This window comes from Treponema sp. (genome assembly GCF_017430385.1).
Classification (GTDB): domain Bacteria; phylum Spirochaetota; class Spirochaetia; order Treponematales; family Treponemataceae; genus Treponema_D.
This window is the reverse complement of the sequence record NZ_JAFRNB010000091.1, coordinates 1-9,767: the sequence shown is the minus strand read 5'-3', so window position 1 is coordinate 9,767 and position 9,767 is coordinate 1. Positions and strand designations below refer to the sequence as shown.

Here is a 9,767-nt window from a genome sequence, read left to right as displayed (position 1 = left end):
GTATTTGTATTATGCTTATTGTATGAGCAAGGAGATTCCAAAAACTTTTGAAAATTCGTTGATTCGCACAGCATGGAACGAGCAGGAAGAGGAATGGTATTTTTCTGTTGTGGATGTTGTCGGTGTGCTGACGGAGCAGGCTACTCCTCGTTCTGCAAGTACATATTGGGCAGTATTAAAAAAACGTCTTTCTGAAGAAGGTGCCGATCAACTGCTTACAAATTGTAAGCAGTTGAAATTAAAATCTGCTGATGGAAAAATGCGACTTACTGATGTTGCGAATACGGAGCAATTGTTAAGAATTATTCAGTCAGTTCCGTCAAAAAAAGCCGAACCTTTCAAAAAATGGCTTGCAGAAGTTGGCAGGGAACGAATTGAAGAAACAATTGATCCTGAAATCACAATAAACCGGGCTTTGGAAACTTATGCAAAGAAAGGTTATTCCCGAGAATGGATTAATCAGCGTTTGCAGGCAATTCAGGTTCGCAAAGAACTTACTGACGAATGGGAACTTCATGGTGTTAAGAAGGGCGTTGAATATGCAATTTTAACTGATGAAATTACAAAAGCTTGGTCTGGAATGACGACCAGAGCATACAAAAACTATAAAGGTCTAAAAAAAGAAAATCTTCGGGATAACATGAGCACAACGGAGATAATTCTGAACATGCTGGCAGAAACGGCTACAAAAAATATTTCTCAGACTGAAAATCCATCGACATTTGAAGAAAATAAATCTGCTGCACAACGCGGTGGAAGAATTGCAGGCAATGCGAGAAAAGAGCTTGAATCGGAAATCGGCCATAGTGTAATTTCTAATAAAGCGGCTCCAGAATTAAATACTATTGTTACAAACTTGATAGAAAATGCCGGAAAGGAATAAAAGAATGATTAGTGTAATAAAACTACTTCGCGAACAGAATCACTACACTCAGACAAAACTTGCTGAGGAACTGGGGATTTCTCGCCAGGCTTTGATAAAATATGAAAGCATGGAACTGGAACCTCCACTTTCGGTTGTGCGTCAGCTTTCAAAATTATTTAGGGTGGGATACGACTGCATCATAGATAATCAGCTTCCGGTAGACCTGAACGGCAACGATAAAGAGCGGCTTTTGGTAATACAAAAATGTTTTTCGAGTCTAAAAGAACATGAAAAACAAGCTGTTACAGAGATGGCTCGGATTATGGCAACTAAAAATTATAGAATAACCTGACACAATAAATTACAACAAAAACTGATATTTTTTAACAAAGAAAAAACAGGCAGAATACACAAATAATTTTAGATTATTCGTGCATGACTGCCTGTTTTGTTTTAGCGGATGATTCTTTGAGTTGAATCTTGGATAGTGGGCATTGTGCTACCATTGCCGTTTCCGTTCTGGGGATTTGAAGGTTCTGTTGGCTCGGCAATTTGCTCGGAGTCAGTTGAATCTTTGTTTTCCTCATGGTGCTCATGGTGCTCAGAAGAATGAGACTCATCTGGATATTTCATCATAACCAAAGAATGAACTTCAAGAATGAGTGTTTTGATTTCATCCAATTCTTTGTAAAGTTTTTCAACACTGTCATTCATGGTCATGTTGCCGAGATTCTCTTCTTCGTTCTTTTCTTCATTTTCTCTCCAGCCTGTTTTTTCGGCTATCTCGTTGAGGAAATGAAGGTGCTGTCTCTCTTCTTTTGCGATGTCGTGAAGAATCGGCTCGAACTCTTCGGGTGCCATAGCCGCCATTGTCTCATAGCGTGAAATGTCTTCCGACTCTCCATCAATTGATTTTTTCAAAAGGTTGTGAAATTCCATGATTATGCCTCCGTTGTTGGTGTCATTGTGCCAGCATTTTCGTTGATATAGCTGACGATTTTGTCGATGTCCGTGGTGTTGAGCCTGATTTCGTCTCCTTCTGGAAGAAGAAGCGGAATCCTCGGCAATTTGAGCGGGATTGTTCCTGTCTCAGCCAGAGTGTCCTTGAGCATTTCTGTCATCGGAGCGATGTCATACTTGCCGTTTTCAGACGGAATCACGGACTTAATCAGCGGATTTTTCAGAGCCTCGTCAACAATCGCAGGATTTTTTTTGAGTGCGTTTTTTGCGAGCGAGACGATGAATTTTGAGGTTCCGTTGCCCGCTGCCGTTGTCATGTCGGTCTCAATGAATTTAATGATTCCGCCTACAATCTGATTTCTTGTGAACATAGTTTTCCTCCAAAAATGGCGGGCACACCTCGCCGATATGCCCGCCAAAAATCAGGCGTTACGAGCCAGAGCCTGTACCTGTAGTTTTGGGTGCAGAAGCCGTCGCCGCTTCAGCGGTCAACGGTTCAGGAACAATCGCAGAAATCGGAACCATGAACTTCGTGATTGAAGCGAGCTGGTTCTGAATTGTCTGAATGTTGATGCCCTGCACGGCATTCCAAGCGGTCTGCTGCGCGAACTGTGCCTGTACTCCGACCATCGCACGGTCAGTGTACTGCTGGGATTTAAGAATCGCAATTTCAGTGTCCTTGCGGTTGTTTTCCTGAATCAAGCCCATCTCGTAGCGGGTGACAGGACGGTCGTCTTCCGGCATGTTAGCAGGATTCGGACGGCCAAGGCCAAGAATTGCACCAATACCACCAGCACTTGCGATACCTCCAAGCACAGTACCGATAATGCCAGTTGTGAGAGCGGCATTCGCTTTTGCATTGCTTGCGTATTCCATTTCGTTTACCTCCTTGAAATGAATTAAGGAGATTCTAAAACGGAATCAGAAACAGGTTTTTCAGAAAAATCACATTCTTTTCGCAGAAATTTTACAAGTTTTATACGGATTTGCTTCAGCTCGCTGCTTATAGTGGATTGGCTGGTGAACAATGTGTCAGAAATGAATCCTCTGCCTTGCTTTTTTATGTAGTACATATCGAAAATCCTGCACTGCCGTTCAGAGAGGACGATGTTTTCCCTGATTCTGTCTATATCAGATTTTGATGCGAGACGAAAGAAATTGTTGATTCTTCTGACAGTTTCAGACACGGTTGCCCCTGTGAAAGGCTAAACCAGAAGACAAAAATAGCCGATATTCCTAATGAAATGGGTGGAAGCAGGTTATCCTGTAAGTGTCCTAAGCACTTGTCCGCAAGCTGCAACTTGCGGGTTTCTGCCCTTTTTTTTGTTAAAATCATAGGTCATACGGTGCTTTTTACGGCTTTTGCTGTGAACCGATTTATATAATTCTTCGTTTTTTCATATACCTATTCAGAGTTATCCAACTTACACAGAGTTCCCGCGCAATTTCAGCTTTAGTTTTTCCTTTTTTTCGTTCTCGTCGTATGAATCCACCCTTGCCGCACAGTTTGTATTTGCCGGTGAAAACGCCTTTCGGCCTGCCAATATGCTTTCCGTTTTTTACGGCACGAAGAAGTCCCGCTTTAGTTCGCTCAGAAATAAGCTGCCGCTCAATCTCGGCGGAAAGCCCGAATGCGAAAGCAATCACCTTGCTCTGAATATTGTCACCAAGCTCATACCCTTCTTTGATTGCCCGCACTTGAACTCCTTTCTCTAAGAACGACTGCACGACATCGAGAATCATGAGCATTGAGCGGCCAAGCCGAGAAATCTCCGCAATTACTACAATGTCATCTTTTTTTGCTTCTTCCAGTAGTTTTCCGAGTTTACGCTTTTCAGGCTTTTTCGTACCGCTGACAGTCTCAGCTATCCATTTGATATTACGAAGCCGTCGCTCTTTGCAATATCTCCGTATCTCAATTTTCTGGTTCTCCAATGTCTGTTTTTCAGTGCTCACACGAATATAACCGTACACCATATTTTCGCCTCTTTGATAAGATTTATATTCTTATCGGGCGTTTTGACTCCACAGGGAGACCAGAATAAGCAACACGGGCATAACGTGTCGTTGGAGGAGTTTAAAGGAAATTCCGGCGGAATGTCCGATCATGTAACTCATAGCCACGATCTTAAAGGTTTTAGTAATCTGAGCGGTGCTTCATATAATCTATCAGGTTCTGCATATACTGCTTCGAGTGTTAAAACAGAAGATGCAAACCTTGAGCATGCACATAACATCAAACAAAACCACATCGTAAACCAATCCGATGATGGAGGGGCTGAAGCCAGACCGAAAAACTATACGATAAGAATCTGGAAGAGAACGGCCTAAGCTATACGCTTCCACACACGAATGGTGTAATTTATAGGTCTCGCTTCGTCTCCTCCATTAGGATCCATTTTATGATAATGATTGAAATCATGGGAATGGTTGACATCAAAATTCAGTTCAGTAGCAAGATCGGCTCCCCAACCATTCCCCCCAAACATCGCATTCCTATTACCGCTGGTTTTAATAGTCCATGATGCCTTTCCAGATGATTTTGGCTTATTCCAAGTAACAGCAGCTGCATATCCAGAGGCTGGTAGTCCCATCTCCCAACTATTGTCGTTGCCTCCCAGAGACCATGAGCCAGACAAATCATAGGTACGAGTTGTTGAGCTTGTTCCATAAGTTTCGGACACGCTTTTTACAGAATGGACATGACTCTTATTCTGGTCTCCCTGTAGAGTCAAAACGCCCGTTTTGTCTATAAATTGCTTTGCGTTCGTTCCCTCTGTACGGAAAAACGCTCCGTCAAAAGATAGCAACTCCCATTTTGTGCAGGGATATGTTATCGATGGCGGTTCTTCCTGCGGGAACTGGGTGACTCTTTTTCCGACTGCCGGAGCTGACAAACTCTTCCATGCCGTGCCTGTCCATATAATTTCAAAACTTGTGTTCGGGAGAATGATCGGTGCGTTTGTGCTTACCGATGTGCAGATAAGTGTGTGCGTGAAACTTGTTGTATTCACAATAGAAACCTTGCATCCTCTGTATGTTGCATTTCCGAGGGTAAGAGTAATTGCTGATTCAGCCTCAATGAGAAGTTTCGCATCATACTCAATCACGCTCGTCGAATCGCTTACTGTTACGACCACACCGCGCATCTTCACAAAAGAGGCTATGATATTGTTGTTTACTTCCTGAGTCGAAAGCCCACCTTTGTTTATTGGCGTTCTCGCGACCTTTGTTCCGAACGGCGGAGTATAACCAGTTATATCTGGAATTAAAATAGAATTTAGTGTAAGGTCGATCATTTTTTTGCTCCTTATGAATGGTATTCTCTTATTATTTCAAGGACTTTTTGCTTGAAAATATCCGAGTCAAAAAGATTCGTATGGAAGTTTCTCAAATCTGCCGCATCAATGATGAAATGTTTCTTCGTGTAATCGAGGGTTCCCCACGGAATCTTATTAAGCGAAGATGTCACGAACATTTCAAAATCTTCCGCTACTGTGTCGATGTACAGCTCATCAAGACAGAATGAATTCATCTCCTTGTTAAATACGGCCATTCCCGAAGTTTGGCTCGCTGAGTAGCGGGAGAAATCAACTTTCTTCTTGCCGATAAAAAGACTTATTTTATCGGCCGACATGACAACGGCAAAATGTAACCATGTGTTAGGCTCAAACTTAATGCCAAAATCGGAGAAAAGAACATGTTCATCTCTATCTCCTGTATGGAAAATGAAGTTATCTGCTCCCAAAGTCACATTGTATACGAGAGATTCTGTTTCCGTGACTTCGTAGTTGTAGGGTGGCTCGCTATCTTCGTCATACTCATTGTAGTTCGGTTCGCCTGTTGATATTACGACAGAAATCCTGTCAGTTTCGCTTCCTATGTCAAAAACTGTCTGTTTTTCAGCCCAGATGTACTGAATCCAGAAGTCCACCGTCCAAGAATTGCCGGAAATCGGATGAGAGAGTTTGTACTGGCCATAGAGAGATTTTCCTATTTCTGAATAAGGCGACAGGGTTAAAATTGCCGGAGTGAAATCAATCACATCTGAAGGATTGTTGTCGCCTGCATCAACAAGAACAGGATAAGAGTTGTAATCCAGTGTGTACCCCTCGTTTCCATGTTGATTGAAAAGATCTGTGTCAAAGTGATATACGAGTGCATTGTTTGTGAGGTGAGCTTTTCCTATGTCATGGCCGAGTTTTCTTCGTTCCGCAATCGTTGCATTCGTGACGACGATGCTCTGCTCCGAGTATAGAATCTGCGAGAGAAGTCCTTTTGTTTCCTGCTTCGCGACTGTAATCCATTCTCCATCCGGGGTGCTTCGGTGCTCATAATAAGTGCCCTGCGGTGTGATGCGCGTGCGGTCAAGCGAAGTCTCGCTCAGCTGAACTATGAATTCACCGTTGATTTTTGATGCCTCGGACGTAATCTCGAATGAGCCGACCTTGAATGCGATGGTGTACTCGCCTGTCGGGATTCCGTCTCTGATAATTGGGTCAACATGAAGGTATTGCTCCGTGCCACCGACATACATCCGTCCCCTGTAATGCTGGTTTCCGTACTTATCGATGAAGGTTGATAAATCCCAAAGGTTTGCGCCGTCACCGAAAGCCCCCTCCAGAATCGCACCGATGTTTGCGGAAAGTGCTGAGAGATCAGTGATATAAAGCTGCTTGTAATCTTCGTTTGCCGCCACTATGTCCTTAATGTTCGTGCAGAGGGCCGTGGCGTTAATCACTGTCTCCAATGATGTTCCTGCCTCATTTTCGGCGATTATGCGAAACTGGTAGAGCGTGTCACGGATATTGTTTGTTGATTGTCCGGAAAGCGGCATTTTCTGAATATAGGTTTCGTCAGAAATGATATATCCGGAGCCGTCCTTATAATTTTCCTCGTTGCCACTCACGATGTTTCCGTCCGAATCTTTGACCGGTTCTGGGTTTAACGATGTAGCGGGCTTGAACCATGTGTTCTCGCCGTCAATTTCAGGTCTCCGAACTTGAATACGGTATTTCAAGGTGCCGTATAATTCAAGTGAGTCAGCCCTGGATGGCTGTGAGAGTTTGAGGGTTACCGTCCTGTCATTTATCCTAGTATAGACGAGCGGCGGTTGCAAAGACCATGTTCCGTACCGTTCCGTATTTACAAGAACTTCCGCGCTGAAATCTCCTTCTTTATTGTATATGTTGAACGCTTTTGCACGGATAAGCCACCCGCTCATGTCGTTTTTTTCGGGATAGCCATCATTATCACGGTCGAACACATAGGTTGCAGAGAGCGATGACGATTCCGCGAAGAATTCCCAGCCAGATGACGGGTTTTTCTTTATGTAGAAGTCTATGACTTTGATTGTGTTCGCAAGCCCGACACCGAAAGGGAGACACCGAATTGTTATTCCGTCTCGTCCTGCCTCCGCAGATGATATTACAGGCTTGTCAGGGGAACCTACCTCAATATTGTCGTTTCCTACGATGTCTTTTATTTTCTCAATCGCATACTGCCCCATCGGGCTTGGATAGCTCCATTCGCCGTCATTTACCGTTTCCGCGGTTTTCGTGGAAATCCATTTTGATTCTGCCGTCTGAACGTAGTGCCAGTCATCGTCCGTTCCGTCACCGCTTGGTTTTTCTGGCATTTCCTCGCTGTCATTGAAAGTCGTCCATGTGCGCCAGCCGCTCACCTTGCCCGAATCCGTTGCCCCCTGAGTCATGCTTAGCTTGTTCTCAAAGTCGGGGAGTTCAAACCCTTCCTCATCCACACCGAAAATTTCAGGCGAATACTCCACGCAGGTAAGATTCGCCGAAAGGTTCTCGCCACACTGTATGTCAGTTATTATCAAATCTATCGCTTCATTTCCTCGCTCACCAAATGCGAACAAATCACCTTCTTTCGGTGCGATTTCTGTGGAAATAAACGAGGTTAGGGAAACGCTATTTGAAGTTTCGCCGTTGTTTTCCACATCAAGAAGGACTGTCTCTCCGTTATTCAAGCGGACTCGGATTGCATAAGATTTTCCATCTTCCATCGGAATTTCCTCGTCGAACTCGAAGCCTGTGACAAAACCAGCCCCGTCCAAAATTCGAGCCACGATTCTTCCCTGAGTTATTCCTGCCAGCGCAATATCACCTGCATATTTTATCCAGTCGCCCTTCCGGCACATGAGATACTCGAAATCCGCATCAAATGAATGTATTATTGGACGATGCTTGGAAACTGCATAATTGTACATACCAAGTTTGCGGGCTTGTACGGAATTTGTGACTCCCCACAAACTTATTTCTTGTGAAGTTTTCGTCATACCGGATTTGTTCCCGTCCGGCGTGTTGTAAACAGAAACTTCATTCTCCGCAAATCCGTTCTCTGAATCTACAAAGCCAAGTTTGATTTCGTCCGGGACATCAGCGAGCATTATGCTTTCTTTGTAATTGGCGGAGTTCCTTGGGGTAAACAACTGCACGAAGGACTCTCTCTCAATATCTTGAATCACTGTCAGCTTTCCGTTCACACGCAGGATTTCTGCTCTGCATGTGCTTGCGATTGAGGTCAGCAGCTGGGAAATTGTCATGGACTCTGTGAGATACTGATTACATTCATAGGAATGTGTCCTGCACCATTCGTACAGTTTTCCGAACGAGTTTGAATCAATTTCAGACGAAGCAAGTTTCTGCTGTGCGAAATCACCATTCATGGCATACATGGCGGCCGAGGCTGGATTACTTGTTCTTGAATAGTTCCATGACTGTCCATCGTAAACAGGGAGCCTTGATTCGGCAATGAAATTTAATTTTTGAACGACATTCTGAAGTTTTTCGGAGGCCTTAATCCTAAGCCCTATGAGCGTCAGCCGTTCGCACATTTCCTGCCTGACAGGATATTCGTCCTTTATTGCCCGGATTGATCCGACATAAACCTCATCAACAATTTTTATGTCCGAACTGTCAGCTGTAATACGAGAAATTTTCACGGTGTAGCTTGCTGGCTCAAGGTCAGCCTTCGAGATTGCGAATCTTTTTGTCTTGAGCTTGTTTCCGCGCAGCTCGTTGGTGTCACCTGAAAAATATCCAAGAGTCCTGTATGCGGAATCATCTTCATCCGCCTTTTTGTACCAGGCCATGACTTCAACAGAGGTCTCTTCAAGGCTTCCGTCATCATTGTATTTGGCAAGACCGTTGTAGAAGAATATATCGACATTAATTTCTGTCGTTCCGTCAGGTGTCGTTTCTATTATTGAACCGTCAATGCCATCATCCGTCATGTTTTTCAAGACAGAGTTGTGTTGTATCTCATGCACACATTTTTCAGCGAATGGCGGAAAACTTTCACCATGTGCAATTCTCATATTAATCAGAGCGTCCTGCCCATTGAGAATCGTGTCGATGTTTCCCGATGCAGAGAAGTCTTTGAGTAAGGTTTCGTCAATTTTTATGGATTTTCTGTCAATCTCCATGTCTTTCTGCCCTGCACAGAAAAGCTGGTAAAGGTAAACAGCACCGTCAGCAGGATCAACCCATGTGTAGCTTGTTGTCGCGAGGTCTGCGTAAATTCTTCGCCGACCGAATAAAACTGGCAATATTCCGTAAGGTCTTGTTTGATTCTGGCTTCCCCGGATTGACGGGTCTTGCTCCGGGCTTTCACGTTTTTTGTTGCTCGACGGTGAAACCGATGGGATCTCGATATTATAAAGAACTACTCCGCCTGCACCCATTCCGACACCAGCACCTATTAGAGCTACGCCAACACCTAATCCAATGCCTGTCCATCCCGTTAGCACGCTGACTAAAATACCAATTCCGACTAAAGCTCCGCCGCCGACTTTCATGCCAGTTCCAAGGTTTTTGTTGTCCCCCTCCGGCACGAGCTTGATATAGACATGCTGGTTCTCTTCCGGCTTCCTCTCAAAGTCCGTGACAATCTCATCGTCAAAAAGCACCCGCCAGCC

General features: G+C 44.2%; 9 protein-coding genes. 2 read left to right on the top strand and 7 right to left on the bottom strand.

Going from position 1 to position 9,767, the window contains the following annotated elements:
• Both IJJ71_RS06315 and IJJ71_RS06310 read left to right on the top strand, forming a co-directional pair.
• The coding region (locus IJJ71_RS06315; RefSeq protein ID WP_486389616.1) for a BRO-N domain-containing protein at window positions 1-883 on the top strand (883 nt) is incomplete at its 5' end.
• Window positions 884-887: 4 nt separating this feature from the next.
• The gene (locus tag IJJ71_RS06310; protein ID WP_296845985.1) at window positions 888-1,217 is read left to right on the top strand and encodes a helix-turn-helix domain-containing protein; all 330 of its coding nucleotides are present in this window, start codon (window positions 888-890) and stop codon (window positions 1,215-1,217) included.
• Between the two features lie 101 nt (window positions 1,218-1,318).
• On the opposite strand, the gene IJJ71_RS06305 is transcribed toward IJJ71_RS06310, so the two are convergent.
• The 7 genes from IJJ71_RS06305 to IJJ71_RS06275 all read right to left on the bottom strand — a co-directional run.
• A complete protein-coding gene (locus IJJ71_RS06305) occupies window positions 1,319-1,804 on the bottom strand; it encodes a ferritin-like domain-containing protein (protein WP_296845984.1) in 486 nt (161 codons plus the stop codon).
• A gap of 2 nt (window positions 1,805-1,806) precedes the next feature.
• Window positions 1,807-2,196, bottom strand: coding sequence for a hypothetical protein (locus tag IJJ71_RS06300; RefSeq protein WP_296845983.1), 390 nt, complete (start codon window positions 2,194-2,196; stop codon window positions 1,807-1,809).
• 58 nt (window positions 2,197-2,254) lie between these two features.
• The gene (locus IJJ71_RS06295) at window positions 2,255-2,701 is read right to left on the bottom strand and encodes a hypothetical protein (protein ID WP_296845982.1); all 447 of its coding nucleotides are present in this window, start codon (window positions 2,699-2,701) and stop codon (window positions 2,255-2,257) included.
• A 23-nt stretch (window positions 2,702-2,724) separates the two neighbouring features.
• Window positions 2,725-3,012, bottom strand: coding sequence for a hypothetical protein (locus tag IJJ71_RS06290; RefSeq protein WP_296845981.1), 288 nt, complete (start codon window positions 3,010-3,012; stop codon window positions 2,725-2,727).
• 190 nt (window positions 3,013-3,202) lie between these two features.
• Complete coding sequence (locus IJJ71_RS06285; RefSeq protein WP_296845980.1) at window positions 3,203-3,802, bottom strand: recombinase family protein; 600 nt, start codon at window positions 3,800-3,802, stop codon at window positions 3,203-3,205.
• 350 nt (window positions 3,803-4,152) lie between these two features.
• Window positions 4,153-5,124, bottom strand: coding sequence for a hypothetical protein (locus IJJ71_RS06280; protein ID WP_296845979.1), 972 nt, complete (start codon window positions 5,122-5,124; stop codon window positions 4,153-4,155).
• 11 nt (window positions 5,125-5,135) lie between these two features.
• A partial coding sequence (locus IJJ71_RS06275; protein ID WP_296845978.1) for a host specificity factor TipJ family phage tail protein occupies window positions 5,136-9,767 on the bottom strand: 4,632 nt, incomplete at its 5' end.

Coding starts and splice junctions, on each gene's coding strand:
- IJJ71_RS06310 (WP_296845985.1), top strand. CDS start 888: ATGATTAGTGTAATAAAACTACTTCGCGAACAGAATCACTACACTCAG.
- IJJ71_RS06305 (WP_296845984.1), bottom strand. CDS start 1,804: ATGGAATTTCACAACCTTTTGAAAAAATCAATTGATGGAGAGTCGGAA.
- IJJ71_RS06300 (WP_296845983.1), bottom strand. CDS start 2,196: ATGTTCACAAGAAATCAGATTGTAGGCGGAATCATTAAATTCATTGAG.
- IJJ71_RS06295 (WP_296845982.1), bottom strand. CDS start 2,701: ATGGAATACGCAAGCAATGCAAAAGCGAATGCCGCTCTCACAACTGGC.
- IJJ71_RS06285 (WP_296845980.1), bottom strand. CDS start 3,802: ATGGTGTACGGTTATATTCGTGTGAGCACTGAAAAACAGACATTGGAG.
- IJJ71_RS06280 (WP_296845979.1), bottom strand. CDS start 5,124: ATGATCGACCTTACACTAAATTCTATTTTAATTCCAGATATAACTGGT.